The following is a 20600-nucleotide window of genomic DNA, read 5'->3' as shown; positions in this document are numbered from 1 at the left end:
CGGTGGGCTCGCCGCCGCCCTCGGGGGAGAGGTTGGTCCAGAAGGCGGAGTGGTTGACGTGGCCGCCGAGGTTGAACGCGAGGTTCTTCTCGTGCAGGTTGATCGCGGCGAAGTCGCCGGACTCGCGCGCTCGGCGAGCTTGTCCAGGGCGGTGTTGGCGCCGGTCACGTAGGCCTGGTGGTGCTTGGAGTGGTGCAGCTCCATGATCCGCCCGGAGATGTGCGGCTCGAGCGCACCGTAGTCGTAGGACAGGTCGGGCAGCGTGTAGACGGGCATCAGGTCCTCCTGGTCGGGACCACCGGGCCACGGTCGCGGCGCGGTGGCGGGGTTCGGGCGTGTACGGGCAGCGCGGCACGGGGTCACGGAGCCCGGAAAGCCGACGACCCGCGACACGTCCCCTCGGAGCTCCGAGAGAACATGTCGCGGGTCGTCACCGTCCTACTGTGCAGGAACCTCAGGGCCTGCGCTCGTCGGCCCCGTCCTCCGGCTCGACGAGCTCGCGCGCCCGCCGACACCGGCCCCGGCACCGGCCTCGATGCGGGCGTGGCCGGCGCCCTCGAGCGCGTCGTGCTCGCCGTGGGAGTGCGCGGCCGCGAGCTCGGTCGGCGTCACGGGCTCGACGCGGTCCTCGTAGAAGAACCGGGAGAGCCGCTGGAGCTGCTTGTCCTTCTTGTAGCCCTTGCGGCGGACGCCACGAGCGTCCGTGGCCGGCTCGATCTCGAGCGGGGCGTGTGCGGGGTAGTTGACCCGCAGCCAGCGCTCCTGCTCGTCGAGCGGGCGGTGGACCTCGATGTACTCGCCGTGGGCGAAGCGCACGATGCGACCCGTCTCGTGCCCGTGGAGCACGAGCTCGCGGTCCTTGCGCTGCAGCCCGAGGCAGATGCGCTTCGTGACCCAGAAGGCGAACCACGGCCCGACGAAGAACAGGACGCGGAAGGCCCAGGTGATCGCGTTGATCGACATGTGGAAGTGCGTCGCGATGAGGTCGTTCGAGCCGGCGAGCGCCAGGATGATGAACGCCGTGAGGAACGCGACGCCCAGACCCGTGCGGACCGGGACGTTGCGCGGCCGGTCGAGCACGTGGTGCTCGCGCTTGTCCTTGGTGACCGCGGCCTCGACGAAGGGGTACGCGAACAGGAACGTGAAGAGCAGGCCCGGGACGACCACCGCGGGGATGAGCACGTTCAGGGGCACGGTGAAGTCGCCCCAGGTGACGAACTCCGCCCCGCCGGGCATCAGACGGAGCGACCCTTCCAGGAACAGCATGTACCAGTCGGGTTGGGCGCCCGCCGACACGGGGGAGGGGTCGTACGGCCCGTAATTCCACACGTTGTTGATCGCCATCGTGCCGCCCATGAGGGCGAGGATGCCGAAGACCACGAAGAAGAACCCGCCGGCCTTGGCGACGTACACGGGGAACAGGGGGAAGCCGACGACGTTCTTGTCCGTGCGGCCGCCGCCCGGGTACTGCGTGTGCTTGTGCAGCACGACGAAGAACAGGTGCAGCGCGATCAGCGCGAGGATCAGGCCGGGCACGAGCAGGATGTGCACCGTGAACAGGCGCGGGATGATGTGCTCGCCCGGGAACTCGCCACCGAACAGGAAGTACGACAGGTACGAGCCGATGAGCGGGATGGACTTCACGACGCCGTCGGTGATGCGCAGACCGTTGCCGGAGAGCACGTCGTCCGGCAGGGAGTACCCGGAGAAGCCGGCGGCGAGGCCGAGGATCATGAGCAGCATGCCCACGAGCCAGTTGAGCTCGCGCGGCTTGCGGAACGCGCCCGTGAAGAACACGCGCATCATGTGCGTGACGATCGCGGCGAGGAAGATCAGGGCGGCCCAGTGGTGGATCTGCCGCATGAGCAGACCGCCGCGCACCTCGAACGACATGGTGAGCGTGGAGGCGAACGCGTCGGACATGAGCTGCCCGTCCATGGACGCCGGCGGGCCGTGGTACGTCACGAGCGACATGCTCGGGACGAAGAACATCGTCAGGAAGATCCCGGTGAGGATCAGCACGACGAACGAGTAGAGCGCGATCTCCCCGAGGAGGAACGACCAGTGGTCGGGGAAGACCTTACGCGCGAACTCCTTGACCGCCGAGCCGACGCTCGTGCGCTGGTCCAGGTAGTCGGCGGCCTTGCCCGTACGCGTGGTGGGTGCGGTGTTGCCGGTGCTCGTGGTCACTTCAGACGCTCCCAGAAGCTCGGACCGACGGGCTCGTGGAAGTCGCTCTGCGCGACCAGGTAGCCCTCGTCATCAACGGTGATCGGCAGCTGCGGCAGGGGCCGCTTCGCGGGGCCGAAGACCACCTTGCAGCTGTCGGCCACGTCGAACGTCGACTGGTGGCACGGGCACAGCAGGTGGTGGGTCTGCTGCTCGTAGAGCGCCACGGGGCAGCCGACGTGCGTGCAGATCTTCGAGTACGCGACGATGCCGTCGTAGGCCCAGTCCTCGCCCTGGGGCGCCTGGGTCGAGACGATGTCGCGCGGGTCGAGCCGGACCAGGAGGACGACCGCCTTGGACTTCTCCGTGATCCACTCGTGCGACTGGCGCTCCTCCTCGCTCACGTCGGGGATGACGTGCACGACCGAGCCGATCGTGACGTCGGCGGCGCGGATCGGCCGGCCCGACGGGTCGATGGCGAGGCGCGTCCCGCTCCGCCAGAGCGTGTGCTTGAACTTCGACACGTTCCAGTCGCCGCCGACGCTGCTCACGAGCGGCACGGCGATGGTCAGCGGGAAGAGGGCGAGGGCCGAGATGACCGCGCCCTTGAGGACGCCGCGGCGGGCGATGCCCGAGTCCTTGACGCCCGCCTCGAGCTCCTGCACCGCCACCGCCCGCGTCTCCGCGTCGCTGGCGACCGGGTGGCGCTCGTCCACCTTCTCGTGGTCGGACATGAGGACCTTGGCCCAGTGCACCGCGCCGAAGCCGATGCCGAGCAGCGCGAACGCGATGCCCAGGCCGAGGGACAGGGTCGAGAGGCGGACACCGGAGGTCGTGCCGTCCGGCGGCAGCGCGAAGTAGACGACCATCGAGGCGATGGTGCCGATCACCGAGATGCCGAAGAGCAGCGCGACCTGGCGCTCGCCGCGCTTGGCGGCCTGCGGGTCACGGTCGGCCATCCGGCTCTTGTGCTCGGGCAGCCCGGGGTCCGGGAACGTCTCGAGGGTGCCGTGCTGCTCGCGGTGCCCGACCTCGCGGTGGGAGCTCTCCGGCGAACGGGGGTTCTGGTAGTCGCTCACGAGGACTTCGCTCCGATCCACACCGCGGCCCCGATGAGGAGGCCCATGCCCACGATCCATGCCCACAGGCCTTCGCTGACCGGCCCCAGGGAGCCGAGCGAGAGCCCGCCCGCCGAGCCGTCACGCTGCTCGACGAGGTACGCGATGATGTCGCGCTTCTCCTCGGGCGTGACGGTCGCGTCGTTGAACACCGGCATGGACTGCGGGCCGGTGAGCATGGCCTGGTAGATGTTGCGCTCCGAGACGTCCCACAGCGGCGGGGCGAACTTGCCCTCCGACAGCGCACCGCCGGCGCCGACCGCGTTGTGGCACATCGCGCAGTTCGTGCGGAAGAGCGCGGCGCCGTTGGCGATGTCGCCCTGGGACGCGTCCACCTGCTCGTCGGTCGGGATCGTCGGGCCGACACCGAGCGAGGCGACGTACGCGGCGAGCTGCGCCGTCTGCTCCTCGTCGAACTGGCGGGGCTTCTGCAGCGCCTGCGGGCCGTCCATCTGCATGGGCATGCGACCGGTGGACACCTGGAAGTCGACCGACGCCGCACCGACGCCCACGAGCGAGGGCGCGGACTCCGTGCCCTCGGCGTTGGGGCCGTGGCACGTGGCGCAGTTGGCCTGGAACAGCTTCTGGCCGGTCTCGATGTCCTCGGTGCTGGCGGTCTCGGCGTTCGCCGGGGTCGGTGCAAGGGCGGCGTAGACGCCGCCCGTGACCAGCAGCGCCAGCAGCAGCAGCACGACCGGCGCGAAGCGGTGGTGTCTGCGGGCGGCGAGTGCCTTCACGAAATGATCCTCGTCTCGCAGGTGGGGGAGCAGGGGCGGGAGGGCTGGCGGGGGCGGTGCCCGGGACTCGTCAGCGCAGGATGTAGATCACGAAGAACAGCGCGATCCACACGACGTCGACGAAGTGCCAGTAGTAGGACGTCACGATGCCGGTCGTGGCCTCGTGGTGCCCGAAGTTCTTGGCCGAGAACGACCGGCCGAGAAGGAAGAGGAAGGCGATCAGACCACCGACCACGTGCAGGCCGTGGAAGCCCGTCGTGAGGTAGAAGACCGACCCGTAGGGCGTCGAGGAGATCGAGACGCCGTGCTCGACCAGCTCGGCGTACTCGAAGATCTGGCCGCCGATGAAGAAGGCGCCCATGAGGAACGTGAGGGTGATCCACTCGTTCATGCCCCACCGGTTCACCTGCCAGATCGAGCCGGTGCGCACGGGCTGGAAGCGCTCCGCCGCCCACACGCCGAGCTGGCACGTCACCGACGACAGCACCAGGACGGTCGTGTTGACCATGGCGAACGGAAGGTTGAGCTTCTCGGCCTCGGCCGCCCACTCCTCGGCGGGCATCACCGACCGGACGGTGAAGTACATGGCGAACAGGCCCGCGAAGAACATGAGCTCGCTGGCCAGCCACACGATCGTCCCGACCGAGACGGGGTTCGGTCGGTTGACGCTCACGTGCTGATGGGCGTGGGGGGCAGCCGTTGCGGTCGACACATCAGCCATTATGGCCGACGTCGGCACCGATCGCGGCACCCGGCGGTGACCGGCGGGGCGGGGAATCTCACAATGTCTACAGATCCTCTCTCGGGGACCTCCACTTGGTGACGGATCGCGTCCAGGTGCCATGAAACCGGCGGCACCGCTCCCGTGCCGACCCTGTCGCGCGCGACGGCACGGGAGCGTCGTCGCGGGACACCGTCGGCGACCCGCGGTCGGCGGCGGGTGCCCGAACGCCCGCGGGCGTGCCAAGATGCCTGCGTGGACGGCCGCCGACGGCCGCCCGTGCCCCGACCGGCAGGACGAAGGTGACGGTGACGACGATGACGACGACCGTGACGACGCACGCAGGCACGCGCTCCGGCGCCGTGGCGCGCGAGGGCGCGGCGGCGGCCGACGAGCGCGCGCCGCGCGTCCTGCTGTACAGCGACGACGTGACGGTGCGCGAGCAGGTGCGCCTCGCCGTCGGACGGCGCCTGGGCGCGGGGCGGCCCGACATCGTCTGGCGCGAGGTGGCGACCGCCGACGCCGTCGTCGCGGCGGCCGACGCGGGCGGCTGGGACCTGCTCGTGCTCGACGGCGAGGCCGACAAGGCCGGCGGGATGGGTCTGTGCCGGCAGCTGAAGAACGAGATCTACCGCTGCCCGCCCGTCCTGGTCCTCACCGGCAGGCCCCAGGACGGTTGGCTAGCATCGTGGTCGCTCGCCGACGACGCGGTGCCCCGGCCGTTCGACGCGGTCGAGCTGCAGCGCGCCGTCGCCGGCCTCCTGGGTGCCGCCGGCACCCCGTGAACGTCGTCCCGAAGGCAGGAACCCGTGAGCTCGACCCCCCACCCCGTCTCGTCCCCGGGATCCGCGGGGGAGGGTGAGCGGTCGTGGCCCGGCCTGCTGACGGAGCTCGTGGCGGGGCGCGACCTCGACGTCGCGCAGACCTCGTGGGCGATGGACCAGGTCATGGCGGGCGACGTCTCGCCGACCCGGCTCGCGGCGTTCCTCGTGGCGCTGCGCGCCAAGGGCGAGACGGTCGAGGAGCTCACCGGCCTGGCGGACACGATGCTCGCGCACGCGCTGCGCTTCGAGGTGCCGGGCCCGACCGTCGACATCGTCGGCAGCGGCGGCGACCGCGCGCACACGGTCAACGTGTCCACGATGGCCGCCGTCGTCGTCGCGGGCACCGGCATCCGCGTGGTCAAGCACGGCAACCGGGCGGCGTCGTCGTCCTCCGGCTCGGCGGACGTGCTGGAGGCGCTCGGCATCCGCCTCGACCACGGACCCGACCGGGTCGCGCAGCTCGCGCAGGAGGTCGGGATCACGTTCTGCTTCGCGATGGTGTTCCACCCCTCGTTCCGGCACGCGGGCGTCGCCCGCAAGGAGCTCGCCATCCCGACGGCGTTCAACTTCCTCGGACCCCTGACGAACCCGGCCCAGCCGCGCGCGACGGCGGTCGGCGTGGCGGACGCGCGCATGGCACCGCTCGTGGCGGGCGTGTTCGCGAGCCGCGGGACGTCGGCGCTGGTCTTCCGCGGGGACGACGGGCTCGACGAGCTCGCTGCGACGGGCGGCGCGACGCTGTGGGAGGTCCGGGACGGCGAGGTGCGCGAGCACCGGCTCGACGCCGTGCGCGACCTCGGGCTGCGCCGCATCACGGTGGGCGACCTGCGGGGCGCCGACGCGGCGTTCAACGCCGAGGTCGCGCGCGAGACGTTCGCGGGGCGCCACGGCGCCGTGCGCGAGACGGTGCTGCTCACGCCGCGGCGGCGCTGGCCGCGGACGGCACCCTGCCCGGTACCGGGTCCGGGACGCTCGTCTCGCGCCTCGCCGCCGGGGTCGAGCACGCGGCGCGCAGCGTCGACTCGGGTGCCGCGTCCGACGTGCTGCGCCGCTGGGCGGACGCCGCCGCCCGCTGAGAAGAGACCGGCGAGGCCCTCAGTCGTCGAGGCCGAGTGCGAACGCCTGCTCCAGGTCCACGTGCGAGTAGGCCCGGAAGGCGATGAAGGTCTCGGTCCGCAGGACGCCGGAGACCTTGCCGATGCGGTCGGCGATGACGTCGGCGAGGTGGTCGTGCTCGGCGACCCGCACCATCGCGACGAGATCCGTCTTGCCCGTCACCGAGTACACCTCGCTCACGCCCCGCAGGTCGGCCACCTCGGCCGCCACCTCGGGGATGCGCGCGGGGTCGGTGTCGATCAGGACGATGGCGGTGAGCATGCTTCCTCCGGGGACGGGTCGTCGTCGTGCGCCCACTCTACGGCCGGGTGCGTCGGCGGGGCGTGCCGCTCGTCGAGGGTGTCGGCGGGACGCCGGTCGTCGCCGTGCCGCGCCACCTCTCGAGCCGTGACGGCCGGGTCGGTGTGGGACCGGGCGGAGCGCACCGGGCACGTCCAGGGACCGCTCACGTCGACCAGCCGGACGTCGGGCTGCTCGAGCCAGGCCAGGAGGAGCTCGGCCTCGTGCGGGTGGCCGGCGGGCGCGGCGGGACCGGGGCGGGCACGGTCTCGGCGGTCGCGACGAGCGCGTGGACCAGGGGCCACGGGTCCTCGCCCGGTCGGCTGACACCCGTCGCGGCGAGGCGTGCGTGCCGCACCACGACGATCTCCCAGCCGCCGGCCTGCGCGGGACGGGCCGCGACGAGCTGCGCGCACGCCGAGAGCGGCGCGAGCCGCTGCGCCCGCGCGGCTGCGGTGAGGAAGGCGCGCAGGCGGTGGGTGACCTCGCCCGCCTGCTCGAAGCGCTCGTCGCGCGAGAGCGCGGCGATCCGTCGCCCGAGCTCGTCGACCACGGCGGCCGGGTCGCCCTCGAACGCGTCCCGCACGGCGTCGACGACCGCCCCGTAGCGGACGTCCGGTGCCACCGCGGTGCACGGCGCCGAGCACCGCCCCATCTCCGCGAGCGCGCAGGCCGTCGCCGTGGACGGCGCGACGAGAGGCAGGCGCCGCGTGCACTGGCGCAGCCGGAAGGCGTCGTGCAGCGCGTCCACCGCCGCCTGCGCCTGGTGCCGGGACGTGAACGGGCCGATGTGCGCGGCGGGCGCGCGCACGTCGCGCACCACCGAGAGGCGGGGGTAGGCCTCGTGCGTGAGCCGCACCCACGTCATGCGCTCGGGGTGGCGCGAGCGGCGGTTGTAGCGCGGCGCGTGCTCCGCGATGAGCCGCAGCTCGCGCACCTGCGCCTCCAGCGGGGTCGCGCACACCACGGGCGTCACGGCGTGCGCGACGCGCACCATCTCCGTGATACGACCCCGCTTCTCCGAGCGGGTGAAGTACGACCGCACGCGGCGGCGGATCGACGTCGAGGTCCCCACGTACAGCACCTCGTCGCCCGGGCCGCGGAACAGGTACACGCCCGGCGCGTCGGGCAGGTCGTCCGCGAGGTGGCGCTTGCGCCGCACGTCCTGGGGCACGGGGTCGGTCGCGCCGGCGAGGTCCTCCAGGTGGGTCACGCCGAGCGGGCCGAGGCGGCCGAGCAGCGCGTGGAGCACGTCCACCGTGGCGCGCGCGTCGGCGAGCGCGCGGTGCTCGGGCGTGACGGTCGCGCGGAACAGGGCGGCGAGCGTCGCGAGCTTGTGGTTCGGGGCCTCGTCGCGCGTGACGACGCGACGCGCGAGGGGCACGGTGTCGAGGACCTGGTTGCCCGGCCACTCGTAGCCGGCGGCGCGGCACGCGGCCTTGAGGAACGAGACGTCGAACGGCGCGTTGTGCGCGACGAGGACCGCCCCCCGGGCGAACTCGAGGAAGCTCGGCAGGACGGCCTCGATGCGCGGGGCGGTCGCGACCATGGCCGACGTGATGCCCGTCAGGCGTGCCACGAACGCGGGGACCGGCCGGCCGGGGTCGACGAGCGTCTGGAACTCGCCCAGCACCTCGCCGCCTCGCACCTTCACCGCGCCGATCTCGGTGATGCCCTCGGCGGCGGGGGAGCCGCCGGTGGTCTCGAGGTCGACGACCACGAACGTCACCTCGTGCAGGGGCGTGCCGAGGTCGTCGAAGGCGTCCTGCACCGCGGTGCCTCCCGTCGCGGCCGGGGGCAGGGCTCCACGCGGCGGGGACAGCAGGGGGCTGGGCATGCCCGGGACGCTAACGACGGCCACCCACAGGACCGGCGTCCGGCCAGCCGGCCGGGCGCCGGGCCTGTGGTCCCGCGAGACTCAGCGGACGGCTGCCGGCCCGTCCGCGTAGATCGTCTCGATGTCGCCCGCGAAGTCCTTGAGCACCTCGGCGCGCTTCACCTTGAGCGACGGCGTGAGGTAGCCGTTCTCCACCGTGAAGTCCGTGGTGAGGACCGTGAACTTGCGGATGGACTCCGCACGGGACACGACCTGGTTGGCGCGCGTGACGGCGGCGTCGAGCGCTGCCAGGACGTCGGGGTCCTTCGCGGCCTCGTCCACGGTCATCTCGCCCTTGCCGTGCATGGTCGCCCAGCCCGGCAGACCTCCGGGTCGAGGGTGACGAGCGCGCCGATGAACGGCTTCTGGTCACCGACGACGACGCACTGGGACACGAGCGCGTGCGCCCGGATCCTGTCCTCGAGCATCGCCGGAGCGACGTTCTTGCCGCCCGCGGTGACGATGATCTCCTTCTTGCGCCCCGTGATCCGCAGGTAGCCGTCGTCGTCGAGCGAGCCGAGGTCGCCGGTGCGGAACCAGCCGTCGACCAGTGCCTCGCGCGTCGCCTGCTCGTTGTCGTGGTACCCGCGGAACACGTGGTGGCCCTTGAGCAAGATCTCGCCGTCCTCCGCGATGCGCACCGCGCAGCCGGGCAGCTGCGTGCCCACGGTGCCGATGCGCGTGCTGGCCGGCCGGTTGACGCACGTGGGCGCCGTCGTCTCGGTGAGGCCGTAGCCCTCGAGGATGCGCACGCCGATGCCGCGGTAGAAGTGGCCGAGGCGCTCGCCGAGGGGCGCGCCGCCGGAGACGGCGTACTTCGCCTGCCCGCCGAGGGCGTGCCGCAGCTTCTTGTACACGAGCGCGTCCGCGACCTTGTGCCGGAGGGTGAGGCCGACGCCGGGGCCCTTGGGCTCGTCGAGCGCGCGGGAGTACGCGATCGCGGTCGCGACGGCCCAGTGGAAGATCCGCAGCTTGCCGCCCGCGGCCGCCTTCTGCTCCGAGGAGTTGTAGACCTTCTCGAACACGCGCGGCACGGACAGCAGGTACGTCGGACGGAACGTGCCGAGGTCCTCGAGCAGCGTCCTCGTGTCCGGGGTGTGCCCGAGCACCGTCCCGCCGGCGACCACGAGGACGCCGATGAACCGGGCGAACACGTGTGCGAGCGGCATGAACAGCAGCGTGCGCCCGCCGGGTTCCTTGAAGACCTCCGGCACGGCCTCGACGGCGTTGACGGTCAGCGAGTAGAAGTTCTCGTGGGTCAGCTCCGCGCCCTTGGGGCGGCCGGTCGTGCCGGACGTGTAGATGATCGTGGCGAGGTCCGCGAGGTCGGCGCTCGCGCGCCGGCGGCCGATCTCGGCGTCGTCGACGTCGGCGCCCTCGGCCACGAGCGTGGCGACGGCCCCGGAGTCGATCACGAGCACGTCGGTCAGCGACGGCGCCCGGTCGCGGACCTCGGCGACCGTCGCCGCGTGCTCCTCGGTCTCGACGACGAGGAGCCGGACGTCGGCGTCCGACAGGATCCACTGCACCTGCTCGGCGCTCGACGTCTCGTACAGCGGCACCGGCACCGCGCCGGCCGCCCAGGACGCCCAGTCCAGGAGCGTCCACTCGTAGCGCGTGCGCGACATGATGCCGACGCGGTCCCCCGGCCGGACCCCCCGGGCGACGAACCCCTTCGCGACGGCGACGACCTCGGCGTCGAACTCGCGGGCGCTGAGCGCCTCCCAGGCCCCGCCCGGTCCCGTGCGGCGCTCGACCATGGGCGCCGACGGGTCGGCGGCGACGCGCTCCGCGAGCAGGTCGTTGAGGTTCCGCGAGGGATCGACCTCGACGATCCGGGGTGCGCTGATCTCGTCCATTCTGGCTCCAGTGGCAGTAGTCGACGGTGGGAGAACACTACCCAGTGGCGCAGCGTGCCGGGGACCTCCGCGAGTCGGTAGGCTGCACTCGCTGTGCGCTGCTTGCGCAACGTTTCGCCCGAGCGAGGAGTTCCCCCGCGTTGCCCCGACGCGCCGGCCGCGGCTGTCCGGCCGCCGGCCATCTGCCCAGCCAGGACTATCGAAGAGGACGGGACATGCACGCGATCGGTGTGGACATCGGCGGGACGAAGATCGCGGCCGGTGTCGTCGACGAGGAGGGCAGGATCCTCGCCCAGACGCGGCGCGACACCGAGCCCGACGACGTGGCGAGCATCGACCGCGCGATCGCCGACGTCTACGTCGAGCTGTCGACGAAGCACGACGTCGGGGCGATCGGCCTCGCGGCGGCCGGCTTCGTGAGCCCCGACCGCACGTCCGTGCTCTTCGCCCCCAACATCGCGTGGCGCGAGTACCCGCTGGCCCGGAACGTGCGTGACCTCCTCGGCGACGACGACGTGTCGATCGTCGTGGAGAACGACGCCAACGCCGCCGGGTGGGCGGAGTTCCAGTTCGGGGTCGCGCGCGACGCGACCGACATGCTCATGCTCACCGTCGGCACGGGGCTCGGCGGCGCGATCGTGGTCGACCGCGCGCTCGTGCGCGGCAAGTGGGGCGTCGCGGCCGAGGTCGGGCACATGCGCGTCGTGCCGGGCGGGCACTACTGCGGGTGCGGGCACGAGGGCTGCTGGGAGCAGTACGCGTCGGGCACCGCGCTGGTGCGGGACGCGCAGGCGCCCTAATCGCCCAGCCGGACCGCGCGGAGCGCCTCCTCGAGCTGTGCGGCGGCGACCCGGCGAAGCTCACCGGCCCGCAGATCACGCAGGCGGGGCAGGAGGGCGACCCGCTCGCCGTCGAGCTCCTCGCCAACCTCGGGCGCTGGATCGGCGAGGGGGCCGCCTCCGTCACCGCGTTGCTCGATCCCGAACTCATCGTCATCGGCGGCGGCGTCGGCGCCGCCGGCGACCTGCTGCTGCAGCCGGTCCGGCGCGCGTTCGCCGAGCAGCTGTCCGCGCGCGGGCACCGCCCGGAGGCGCAGATCGAGCTGGCCGAGCACGGCAACGAGGCCGGCATCGTCGGTGCCGCCGACCTGGCGCGCCGCTGACCGCTCAGACCACCGCGCCCGGCCCCGCGTGGTCGTCGTCGCGCCGGTGGGGCATGCGCCACAGGAGGACCGCCAGGCCGGCGAGGAACGCCGCGCCGCCGACCTGCGCGACCACGACGGGGAACGGGCGGGCAAGGACGAGCAGCACGAGGAGCAGGACGGGCACCCCGACGACGAGCGCCCACGCCATCGTCAGGAGCGGGTCCCGGCCGAGCACGAGCGGGGGGTCCGGGGGGACGAAGTGGCTCTCCGCCTCCTCGAGGGCCTCGACCTCCGGCGTGGCGGGCCAGTCGCGCGGCCCGGTCGGGCGCACCCAGGGGGCGACCGGGACCGACCCCAGGGCGTCGCTGCCCGTCGTGCGCCCCGCGGGGCCGGGCGGGGCGTCGCGCGCGGGCGGTGCCTCGTCGCCGCCGCGGGGGCGGTCCTCGGGGCCGAGGCCGGACAGGTCGTCCAGGCCCGCGACGATCCCGGCCCACTGCGCCTCCACGTCGACGGGCGCGTCGTCGTCCCGGGCGACGGGCTCCCCGCTGCGTGTCGGGTCGGCCGGTGCGGTCCGGTCGTCGTCGCGGGGCTCGGGCGTGGGCTCGGCGCGGGACCCGGCGACGTCGTCGGGCTCCGCCGGGTCCGGCTGGCATTCGGTGCGGCCATGACAATCACTCTAGAGTCGGATGCACGTCCCGTGCCGGGACCCCGCGAGGAGGAACGTTGTTCTACTGGTTCATGAAGCAGGTGATGGTCGGGCCGCTGCTGCGGCTGCTGTACCGTCCCTGGACGCGGGGCGTGGAGAACGTGCCGGACTCCGGCGGCGCGATCCTCGCCAGCAACCACCTCGCGGTGATCGACTCGTTCATCCTCCCGCTCGTGCTCGGGCGCAAGGTCCAGTTCCTCGGCAAGTCCGACTACTTCACGGGCACGGGCGTCAAGGGGCGCCTCACGGCCGGGTTCATGCGCGGCGTCGGCACGATCCCCGTGGACCGGTCCGGCGGCAAGGCGAGCGAGGCCGCGCTGAACACAGGGCTGCGCGTGCTGCGCGACGGCGACCTGTTCGGCATCTACCCCGAGGGCACGCGAAGCCCGGACGGGCGGCTGTACCGCGGCAAGACCGGCGTGGCCCGGCTCGCGCTCGAGTCCGGTGCGCCCGTCGTGCCCGTCGCGATGGTGGGGACGAACATCGCGCAGCCGATCGGCAAGGTCATCCCGACGCCGATGCGCATCGGCGTCGTCGTCGGCGAGCCGCTCGACTTCTCGCGCTACCAGGGCATGGAGAACGACCGGTTCATCCTGCGCGCCGTGGCGGACGAGATCATGTACGCGATCATGCGGCTCTCGGGGCAGGAGTACGTCGACATCTACGCGGCGACGGCCAAGGCGCGCATCGCGGCCGGGCACCGGGGCGGCGCGGAAGGCGGCGGCGCCCCCGGCGGACGACCCGCCCCCGACGTCCAGGTGCCGGAACCGCCGCCGGAGCCCGGTGCGGCGTCAGTAGACTGACCAGGGCCGATCCGGACGCCGCCGGCGGCCGGTCGTCGCGCCCACGGCCCCGTCGCCGCTGCCGCCCCGCCGAGCGGGCCGCGCAAGGCGGCGCCGGGTGCCGGAAGATCCCGTCCACGGATCCCCGACCCACGAGAGGTTCTGAGTTCACATGTCGGTTCGTCGCGTCGCCCTCCTCACCGCCGGCGGCTTCGCCCCGTGCCTGTCCTCCGCCGTCGGCGGTCTCATCGAGCGCTACACCGAGCTCGACCCGGAGATCGAGATCGTGGCGTACCAGTACGGCTACCACGGCCTGCTGACCGGCACGAAGATCGTCGTCGACGAGGAGGGGCGGAAGAAGGCCGGCGTCCTGCACCGGTTCGGCGGCTCGCCGATCGGCAACTCGCGCGTGAAGCTCACCAACGCGGCCGACTGCGTCAAGCGCGGTCTCGTGGAGGAGGGGCAGGACCCGCTGAAGGTCGCGGCCGAGCAGCTCAAGGCCGACGGCGTGGACGTGCTCCACACGATCGGCGGCGACGACACGAACACCACGGCCGCGGACCTCGCCGCGTACCTGCACGAGAACGGCTACGAGCTCACGGTCGTGGGCCTGCCGAAGACGATCGACAACGACGTCGTGCCGATCCGCCAGTCGCTCGGCGCGTGGACCGCCGCCGAGGAGGCCGCCGGGTTCGCGGCCAACGTCATCGGCGAGCACCGTTCCGGCCCGCGCATGCTCATCGTGCACGAGGTCATGGGCCGCCACTGCGGCTGGCTCACCGCCGCGGCGGCCGCCGAGTACCGCAAGTGGCTCGACGCCCAGGAGTGGGTCCCGAGCCTCGGCCTGACGCGCGAGCGCTGGGACGTGCACGCGGTCTTCCTGCCCGAGCTGGCGCTGGACCTCGACGGGGAGGCCGCGCGGCTCAAGGGCGTCATGGACGAGATCGGGAACGTCAACATCTTCCTGTCCGAGGGCGCGGGCATGCACGAGATCGTCGCGCAGCTCGAGGCCGCGGGGGAGACCGTGCAGCGCGACCCGTTCGGCCACGTCAAGCTCGACACGATCAACCCGGGCCAGTGGTTCGCGAAGCAGTTCGCGGAGAAGCTCGGCGCCGAGAAGGTCATGGTCCAGAAGTCGGGCTACTTCTCGCGCGCCGCCGCGGCGAACGCCGAGGACCTGCGCCTCATCAAGTCCATGACCGACCTCGCGGTCGACTGCGCGCTGCGCGGCGAGTCCGGCGTCATCGGGCACGACGAGGAGAACGGCGACCGCCTGCGCGCCATCGAGTTCCCCCGCATCGCGGGCGGCAAGGCGTTCGACGTCTCGCAGCAGTGGTTCGGCGACCTGCTCGCGGGCATCGGCCAGCCGCTCGTGCCGGCCGCCCCGGCCGCGCACTGACGGCGGGACGACGATGACCACCACGAGCGAGCCGGAGGCCGTGGGCCTCGACCACTTCCGGTCCCTCGTCGCGCTCCAGCAGCCGACGTGGCCGGACGAGTCGGCTCTCGCCGACGTGCGCGAGCGCCTCGCGGCCTCCGCGCCGCTCGTGGTGCCCGCCGCCGCGGACACTCTGCGCTCGCGCCTCGCGGCCGCGGGCCGCGGCGAGGCGTTCCTGCTCCAGGGCGGCGACTGCGCGGAGACGTTCGCCGAGGCGAACGCCGACCGCATCCGGAACAAGGTCCGCACCATCCTGCAGATGGCCGTCATCCTCACGCACGGCGCAAGCATGCCCGTGGTGAAGATGGGCCGGATGGCCGGGCAGTACGCCAAGCCGCGCAGCGCGGACACCGAGACGCGCGACGGCGTGACGCTGCCGGCGTACCGGGGCGACATGGTCAACGGCCACGCGTTCACGCCCGAGGCGCGCGTGCCCGACCCGGAACGGCTCGTGGAGGCGTACCGGATCTCCGCCGCCACCTGGAACGTGGTGCGCGCGTTCACCACGGGCGGCTTCGCGGACCTGCGCCAGGTGCACGAGTGGAACCGCGGGTTCATGCGCAACCCGGCCTACGCGCGCTACGAGCGGACGGCGTCCGAGATCGACCGCGCGATCCGCTTCATGCACGCGTGCGGCGCGGACTTCGACGCCCTGCGCACCGTCGAGATGTTCGTCAGCCACGAGGCCCTCGTGCTCGACTACGAGCGGGCCCTCACGCGGCTGGACTCGCGCACCGGCGACGCGTACGACACCTCCGCCCACTTCCTGTGGATCGGGGAGCGCACCCGCCAGCTCGACGGCGCGCACGTCGACTTCCTGTCGCGCGTGGCGAACCCGATCGGGGTCAAGCTCGGCCCCACCACCACGCCCGACGACGCGCTCGCCCTCGCCGAGCGGCTGAACCCGGGTCGTGTGCCCGGGCGGCTCACGTTCATCTCCCGCATGGGCGCGGGACGGGTGCGCGACGCGCTGCCGCCGCTCGTCGAGGCCGTCGCGCGCGAGCAGGTGCCCGTCACGTGGGTCACCGACCCGATGCACGGCAACACCATCACGTCCGCGAGCGGGTACAAGACGCGGCGATTCGACGACGTGCTGGACGAGGTCCGCGGGTTCTTCGAGGTGCACCGCGCCGCGGGCACGGTCCCGGGCGGGCTGCACGTCGAGCTCACGGGCGACGACGTCACCGAGGTGCTCGGCGGGTCGGAGGAGATCGACGACGCCGGCCTCGCGCTGCGGTACGAGACGCTCGTGGACCCGCGGCTGAACCACCAGCAGTCGCTGGAGATGGCGTTCCAGGTCGCGGAGATGCTGCGACGCTGAGCCTCCGGCGGCGCAGCCGGACCGGTGGCCGCGGGACGCGCGGCGCACGCCGTCGGCAGCCGTCAGAAGACGTTGATGACGATCGTCGAACCCTTGGGCGCCGTCCGGCCGTCGCCGCCTGGCGGGTCCTGGGCGTAGACGATGTTGAGCGGGGTGATGCCCTGCGGGTGGCGGACCTCGACCGCGAAGCCGGCGTCGGTGAGCGCCTTCTCGGCGTCCTCGGCGTTGCGGCCGTAGGTGTTCGGGACCTCGACGAGCGGGGGGCCGAGGGACACCACGACGGCGACCGTGTCCGTGCGCACGACGTCCGACCCCTCCTCGGGGTCCTGGCGTACCACCGTGCCGGCGGGCACCGTCTCGGAGTACTCCTCCGTCACCTCGACGACGAGCCCCTCGTCCTCGAGGGTGCGCACCGCGGCGTCCCGCTCGGCACCGGTGACCTGCGGCACGACGACCGGTGCCGGTCCGGCGGAGACCGTGAGGACGACGGGGACGTCGTGCCGGATCGTCGACCCTTCCTCGATCGTGCCGCCCTCGGGGTCGGTGACGGCCATCACCTGGCCGGCCGGGACCTCGTCGTGGTGCTCGGGGATCGGCTCGCCGAGCGTGAGGTCGGCGCTCTGCAGGGCGGACGTCGCGTCGTCCTGCGTCGCCCCCACGAGACCCGTCGGGACGGTGAGCATCCGGACGCCGCGCGAGACGACGAGCTGGACGCTCCCGTCCTTGCGGACCGCGTCGCCCGAGGACGGGTCGCTCGACACGACGGCACCGGCGGGGACGGTGTCGTCGTAGCGCTCCTCGACGGAGGCGTCGAGCCCGGCCTCGTCGAGCACGCCCCGCGCCTCGGCCTGGGAGGCGCCGGCGAGTCCGTCCGGGACCGTGGTGAAGGCACCGGGGCCCGAGGTGAACCACCACGCGGCCGCGCCGCCGCCCGCGGCCAGCACGAGCAGGACGACGAGCGTCCACACCAGGGGGCGCGCACGCCCGGTGCGGGGGCGCCCGCCGGTGCCGGCGGCCGCCGGCGGGCCGGTCAGCGTCGTCGGGGTGACGACGTGCCCGACGGCGAGGGGCTCGGTGAGGCCCGCCGCCTCGCGCTCGTGCAGGCTCAGGGCGGCGAGCGTCGCGGTCGGGGCCGTCCCGTCGGCCGCTCGGACCGGTGCGACGGCGCCGGTCGCGGCGCGTCCCGCGGGTGCCTCGGCGGACGCCTCCGTCGGGTGCGTGCCCGCGGGCGGGTCCACGCGCCGTTCCAGGTCCGCGGGGTCGAGCGCGGCGCGCACCGAGCGCACGAGCGCGAGGGCGGCCGCGGCGTCGGCGGGGCGGTCCGCCGGGTCGCGCGCCGCGAGCGCGCACAGCAGGCCGTCGACCTCCGGCCCGATCCACGGGGCGGCGTCCGACGCGGGGGGCACGTCGTTGTTGACGTGCTGGAAGGCGACCTGGATCGGCGTCGACCCGGTGTGGGGGACGGAGCCGAGGAGCATCTCGTAGGCGAGCATCCCGACCGCGTACACGTCCGTGCGCGCGTCGCAGGCGCCGGTCGCGATGAGCTCGGGGGAGAGGTAGGCGACCGTCCCGAGGATGGTGCCGGTCGTCGTCGACGTGACGTCGTTGACGGCGCGCGCGAGCCCGAAGTCCGTGACCTTGAGGCGCCCGTCCGTGTCGAGCAGCACGTTCTCGGGCTTGACGTCCCGGTGGACGAGGCCCGCGCGGTGCGCGGCGGCGAGCGCGTCGAGCACCTCGGAGAGGACGTCGAGCGTGCGGCCCAGCGAGAGCGTGCCCTCGGTCAGCAGGAGGCGTCGCAGGTTCGACCCCGCGACGAACTCCATGGTCAGGTAGCTCGTCTCGCCGTCGAGCCCCTGGTCGTAGACCGCGACGAGCCCGGGATGGGTGAGCCGCGCCGCGGAGCGGGCCTCGCGGCGGAACCGTGAGACGAAGTCGGCACCGGTCGCGCCCTCCGCGAGGTGCGGGTGCATGATCTTCAGCGCGACGTCGCGGTCGAGGCGCCGGTCGACCGCGCGGTAGACGGTGGCCATGCCGCCGCGGGCGATGCGCGACACGACCTCGTACCGCCCGTCGACCAGGCGGCCTACGAGGGGATCGGTCGTCACGGTGGCCACGGACGAAGTCTAGGCGGCGACATGTGGCGATCCCGTGAGCCCGGGGCACGGGTCGCGGGTGACGTGCCGCGGCTCGCCGTAGGCTGTCCGCGTGAACGACCGTGACGCCGACGCCCCGACCGGCCCCGCCGAGCCCACCGCCCTCGACGCCCTCGTGGGCGAGTGGTTGACCCTCCCGGACGTCGCGGAGGCCCTGGGCACCGACGTCGGCAAGGTGCGCCGGATCCTGCAGGAGCGCCGCCTCGTCGGCGTGCGGCGGGGCGAGCGCTCGACCTTCCAGGTCCCGGCGCGCTTCCTCGTCCCGCTCCACCTCGTCGACCCGGCGAACGCCGCGTCCGGGGGACGACGACCGCCTGGGCGTCCTCGCGAGCCTCCAGGGGACGATCGTCGTGCTCGGGGACGCGGGCTTCGCCGACGCGGAGATCGTCGAGTGGCTGTTCCGGCGCGACGACGAGCTCGGCGAGGCGCCGATCGACGCGCTGCTGGCGGGCCGCAAGGCGCACGTGCGCCGCGTGGCGCAGTCCCAGGCCTGACGGGGCGCCCCGCGCGGGTGCGCCGTCGAGCCCTGGGCGGCCCTCGAGCCCCCCGGGCCGTCGAGCACCCCGGTCAGGACGCGCGTTCGACCGCCGCGCGCGCGAGCATCCCGAGCATCGTCGCGCCAGGTTCCGCCAGGTGCGCCGTGGCGAGGGCGTCGAACGCCTGCGCCGTGAGCTCGTCGATGAGCGTCTCGACGGAACCGAGCGCGCCCGTGCGGACGAGCACCCCGCGCAGCGTGTCGACGGCGGCCTCGTCGAGCCCCGCGTCGCCGAGCCGCGAGCGCAGCAGGTCCCGCTCCGTCGGCGAGGCCGCGCCGAGCGCACGGACCACGAGCAGGGTGCGCTTGCCCTCGCGCAGGTCGTCGCCCGCCGGCTTTCCCGTGACGCGCGAGTCGCCGAAGACGCCCAGCACGTCGTCGCGCAGCTGGAACGCCTCGCCGACGGGCAGGCCGAACGCGGAGGTGGCCGCGACGGCGTCGTCGTCCGCGCCCGCGAGGGCGGCCCCGAGCGCGATCGGGTGCTCCACGGAGTACCGCGCGGACTTGGCCCGGACCACGGCGCGGGACCGCTCCTCGTCCGCGCGCAGGTCCTCGCCCCACGGCAGCACCTGGGCGTGGACGTCGAGGTACTGCCCGACGGTCACCTCGGTCTGCATGCGGCCGAACACGCCGCGCGCGCGTGCCGCGACGTCGGCGGGGACCCCGACGAGGGCGTCACCCAGGTCGCGGTGGCTCGCGATGAGCGCGAGGTCGCCGAGCAGGATGGCGGTGCTCTCGCCGTACCGGTCGGGGTCGCCGGACCACCCGGCCGCACGGTGGCGCGCGGCGAAGGCGCGGTGCGCGGTCGGTCGCCCGCGCCGCGTGTCCGAGGCGTCCATGACGTCGTCGTGGAACAGCGCGGCCGCCTGGAACAGCTCGAGGGCGGCGCCGGCGCGCAGCACGACGGCGCGGCGCGCGTCCTGCGGGTCGCCGCCGTGGGCGCGCCAGGACCAGTAGCAGAAGGCGGCGCGCAGGCGCTTGCCGCCCGCGAGGAGCTCCTCGGTGGCGCGGGCCAGCGGCTCGCCGTCCGGGTGGGTGGCGACGAGCTCGTCGGCCATCGAGGCGCACGCGTCGCGCAGCGCGTCGTCCACCCCGGCGCGCACGCCCTCGCGGTCGACGAGCGTCGCGGCGCTCTGCGTCCCGACCGGGGCGGTCCCGGTCGACGGGCTGGAGGAGGCGGTGGTCCCGTTCGGCACGGGGGCAGCCTATGCGACGGCGGTCAGCCGGGGACGACCTGGCCGCTGATGGTGACGAGCCGCTGGGTCTCGTCGTCGAGCACGCCGACCGCGACGGACTCGGCCGGCCCGTCCGGCGCCGTCGCGCGCACGAAGGTCGTCAGGGAGGTGAGGGCGCTCGGCACCGTCGCCGGGGAGACGGTGAACCCCGCGGCGCCCAGCGTCTGCGCGTAGTACGCGGTGAGCGCGTCGACCGGCTCCTGCGAGCGCAGGTTGAGCGTGACGTCGACGCGGGCGCCGTCGTCGGAGAGCCGTGCGGAGCTGGCGAGCACCTGCGCGCCGGGCGCCACGGGCACGACGGTCGCAGGAAATCCCGGGGCGGACGGTGCGCCCACCGTCGAGTCGGCGTCGAACTCGGGCAGCGGGGTCCCGGGCGCGCGGCGTGCGTCCGCGGTCGCCGGCCGCGGGCGCGAGTGGCCGCGGCCGCGGCCGGCGCGGCAGCGTCGCGTCGCCGTCACCGCACCGGCGACCGCACCGAGATCGGCCGCATCCAGACGATGATCTCCGAGGTCCGCAGCCTCGAGACGCCGCTCACGCGCCAGCTGGACCGGTTCGGCAAGCTCCTGGCGCTCCTCATCCTCGCGATG

General features: G+C 73.6%; 14 protein-coding genes and 6 pseudogenes. 8 read left to right on the top strand and 12 right to left on the bottom strand.

Going from position 1 to position 20600, the window contains the following annotated elements:
* The 5 genes and pseudogenes from BJF88_RS12845 to BJF88_RS12825 all read right to left on the bottom strand — a co-directional run.
* A pseudogene (locus BJF88_RS12845) lies at window positions 1-276 on the bottom strand (superoxide dismutase); the annotation flags it as partial.
* Window positions 277-438: 162 nt separating this feature from the next.
* The gene (locus BJF88_RS12840; protein WP_083649113.1) at window positions 439-2190 is read right to left on the bottom strand and encodes a cytochrome bc complex cytochrome b subunit; all 1752 of its coding nucleotides are present in this window, start codon (window positions 2188-2190) and stop codon (window positions 439-441) included.
* Entirely contained in the window at window positions 2187-3248 is a 1062-nt protein-coding gene (locus tag BJF88_RS12835; protein ID WP_075829088.1) for a ubiquinol-cytochrome c reductase iron-sulfur subunit, read from the bottom strand. The genes BJF88_RS12840 and BJF88_RS12835 overlap by 4 nt, the downstream gene beginning before the upstream one ends.
* Entirely contained in the window at window positions 3245-4024 is a 780-nt protein-coding gene (locus BJF88_RS12830) for a c-type cytochrome (RefSeq protein ID WP_075829087.1), read from the bottom strand. Before BJF88_RS12830 ends, BJF88_RS12835 begins: the two co-directional genes overlap by 4 nt.
* A 70-nt stretch (window positions 4025-4094) precedes the next feature.
* Window positions 4095-4745: a heme-copper oxidase subunit III gene (locus tag BJF88_RS12825; protein WP_075829085.1), complete on the bottom strand. Its 651-nt coding sequence runs from the start codon at window positions 4743-4745 to the stop codon at window positions 4095-4097.
* Between the two features lie 317 nt (window positions 4746-5062).
* Between BJF88_RS12825 and BJF88_RS12820 the strand changes: the two genes are divergently transcribed.
* Together BJF88_RS12820 and trpD are read left to right on the top strand one after the other, a co-directional pair.
* The gene (locus BJF88_RS12820; RefSeq protein WP_255372008.1) at window positions 5063-5530 is read left to right on the top strand and encodes a hypothetical protein; all 468 of its coding nucleotides are present in this window, start codon (window positions 5063-5065) and stop codon (window positions 5528-5530) included.
* A gap of 24 nt (window positions 5531-5554) precedes the next feature.
* Window positions 5555-6645: pseudogene (trpD, locus tag BJF88_RS12815) on the top strand (anthranilate phosphoribosyltransferase).
* 19 nt (window positions 6646-6664) lie between these two features.
* On the opposite strand, the gene BJF88_RS12810 reads toward trpD, so the two are convergent.
* The 3 genes and pseudogenes from BJF88_RS12810 to BJF88_RS12800 all read right to left on the bottom strand — a co-directional run bounded on the left by BJF88_RS12810 (window position 6665) and on the right by BJF88_RS12800 (window position 10699).
* Window positions 6665-6946, bottom strand: a complete 282-nt coding sequence (locus BJF88_RS12810; protein ID WP_069386824.1) for an Lrp/AsnC family transcriptional regulator — start codon at window positions 6944-6946, stop codon at window positions 6665-6667.
* Window positions 6925-8801 (bottom strand): annotated as a pseudogene (locus BJF88_RS12805) (DEDD exonuclease domain-containing protein). Before BJF88_RS12805 ends, BJF88_RS12810 begins: the two are co-directional and overlap by 22 nt.
* Window positions 8802-8882: 81 nt before the next feature.
* Window positions 8883-10699, bottom strand: a pseudogene (locus BJF88_RS12800) (long-chain fatty acid--CoA ligase).
* 215 nt (window positions 10700-10914) lie between these two features.
* Here BJF88_RS12800 and BJF88_RS12795 point away from each other — a divergent pair.
* Window positions 10915-11861: pseudogene (locus tag BJF88_RS12795) on the top strand (ROK family glucokinase).
* 4 nt (window positions 11862-11865) lie between these two features.
* On the opposite strand, the gene BJF88_RS12790 reads toward BJF88_RS12795, so the two are convergent.
* A complete protein-coding gene (locus BJF88_RS12790; protein WP_075829083.1) occupies window positions 11866-12348 on the bottom strand; it encodes a hypothetical protein in 483 nt (160 codons plus the stop codon).
* 218 nt (window positions 12349-12566) lie between these two features.
* On the opposite strand from BJF88_RS12790, the gene BJF88_RS12785 reads away from it, so the two are divergent.
* The 3 genes from BJF88_RS12785 to BJF88_RS12775 all read left to right on the top strand — a co-directional run bounded on the left by BJF88_RS12785 (window position 12567) and on the right by BJF88_RS12775 (window position 16090).
* A complete protein-coding gene (locus BJF88_RS12785; protein WP_255372007.1) occupies window positions 12567-13352 on the top strand; it encodes a 1-acyl-sn-glycerol-3-phosphate acyltransferase in 786 nt (261 codons plus the stop codon).
* Window positions 13353-13503: 151 nt separating this feature from the next.
* Window positions 13504-14730, top strand: coding sequence for a pyrophosphate--fructose-6-phosphate 1-phosphotransferase (locus BJF88_RS12780; protein ID WP_075829082.1), 1227 nt, complete (start codon window positions 13504-13506; stop codon window positions 14728-14730).
* A gap of 13 nt (window positions 14731-14743) precedes the next feature.
* Complete coding sequence (locus tag BJF88_RS12775; RefSeq protein WP_075829081.1) at window positions 14744-16090, top strand: class II 3-deoxy-7-phosphoheptulonate synthase; 1347 nt, start codon at window positions 14744-14746, stop codon at window positions 16088-16090.
* Between the two features lie 62 nt (window positions 16091-16152).
* Here BJF88_RS12775 and pknB read toward each other — a convergent pair whose 3' ends face one another.
* Complete coding sequence (pknB, locus tag BJF88_RS12770; RefSeq protein ID WP_075829080.1) at window positions 16153-18204, bottom strand: Stk1 family PASTA domain-containing Ser/Thr kinase; 2052 nt, start codon at window positions 18202-18204, stop codon at window positions 16153-16155.
* 91 nt (window positions 18205-18295) lie between these two features.
* Here pknB and BJF88_RS23695 point away from each other — a divergent pair.
* Both BJF88_RS23695 and BJF88_RS23690 read left to right on the top strand, forming a co-directional pair.
* Window positions 18296-18442: pseudogene (locus tag BJF88_RS23695) on the top strand (DNA-binding protein); the annotation flags it as partial.
* A 151-nt stretch (window positions 18443-18593) separates the two neighbouring features.
* Window positions 18594-18737: an Rv2175c family DNA-binding protein gene (locus BJF88_RS23690; RefSeq protein ID WP_369824600.1), complete on the top strand. Its 144-nt coding sequence runs from the start codon at window positions 18594-18596 to the stop codon at window positions 18735-18737.
* A 73-nt stretch (window positions 18738-18810) separates the two neighbouring features.
* Here BJF88_RS23690 and BJF88_RS12760 read toward each other — a convergent pair whose 3' ends face one another.
* Window positions 18811-19974: a polyprenyl synthetase family protein gene (locus BJF88_RS12760; protein WP_255372006.1), complete on the bottom strand. Its 1164-nt coding sequence runs from the start codon at window positions 19972-19974 to the stop codon at window positions 18811-18813.
* A 23-nt stretch (window positions 19975-19997) separates the two neighbouring features.
* Complete coding sequence (locus tag BJF88_RS19680; RefSeq protein WP_075829079.1) at window positions 19998-20471, bottom strand: hypothetical protein; 474 nt, start codon at window positions 20469-20471, stop codon at window positions 19998-20000.
* Window positions 20472-20600: the final 129 nt, after the last annotated feature.

The sequence above is a fragment of the Cellulosimicrobium sp. CUA-896 genome (genome assembly GCF_001942335.1).
GTDB lineage: Bacteria > Actinomycetota > Actinomycetes > Actinomycetales > Cellulomonadaceae > Cellulosimicrobium.
This window is presented reverse-complemented; position numbering and strand designations above follow the sequence as displayed.

Bases quoted from the DNA above. Each gene is read 5' to 3' on its own strand.
- BJF88_RS12825 (WP_075829085.1), bottom strand. From the start codon at position 4,745: ATGGCTGATGTGTCGACCGCAACGGCTGCCCCCCACGCCCATCAGCAC.
- BJF88_RS12820 (WP_255372008.1), top strand. From the start codon at position 5,063: ATGACGACGACCGTGACGACGCACGCAGGCACGCGCTCCGGCGCCGTG.
- BJF88_RS12810 (WP_069386824.1), bottom strand. From the start codon at position 6,946: ATGCTCACCGCCATCGTCCTGATCGACACCGACCCCGCGCGCATCCCC.
- BJF88_RS12780 (WP_075829082.1), top strand. From the start codon at position 13,504: ATGTCGGTTCGTCGCGTCGCCCTCCTCACCGCCGGCGGCTTCGCCCCG.
- BJF88_RS12775 (WP_075829081.1), top strand. From the start codon at position 14,744: ATGACCACCACGAGCGAGCCGGAGGCCGTGGGCCTCGACCACTTCCGG.